Origin of the sequence: Acinetobacter sp. UBA6720, from assembly GCF_002454215.1 — a bacterium.
Lineage (GTDB): Bacteria > Pseudomonadota > Gammaproteobacteria > Pseudomonadales > Moraxellaceae > Acinetobacter.
Genome location: NZ_DKIK01000065.1, coordinates 1 through 282, shown reverse-complemented (window position 1 = coordinate 282; position 282 = coordinate 1). Strand labels below are relative to the sequence as shown.

Sequence of the window (282 nt, the reverse complement as noted above, 5' to 3'; positions counted from 1 at the left end):
TCGCATCAACTGGGAGGACATTATGGCTCTTATTTCATTGCGCCAGCTCTTGGATCACGCCGGCGAACATGCTTACGGCGTACCAGCATTCAACGTAAACAACTTAGAACAAATGCGCGCAATCATGCTTGCAGCAGATGCGACAAATTCACCTGTTATCGTACAAGCATCAGCGGGTGCGCGTAAATATGCAGGTGCTCCATTCTTACGTCATCTTATTTTTGCAGCAATTGAAGAATGGCCACACATTCCAGTGGTAATGCACCAAGACCACGGTACAGA

1 protein-coding gene is annotated in these 282 nt (G+C 47.5%); it reads left to right on the top strand.

Annotated elements, in window-relative coordinates; genetic code table 11:
* Positions 1 to 22: 22 nt before the first annotated feature.
* Positions 23 to 282: class II fructose-bisphosphate aldolase (locus B4F08_RS05245; protein WP_291373608.1), on the top strand; the 260-nt coding region annotated here is incomplete at its 3' end.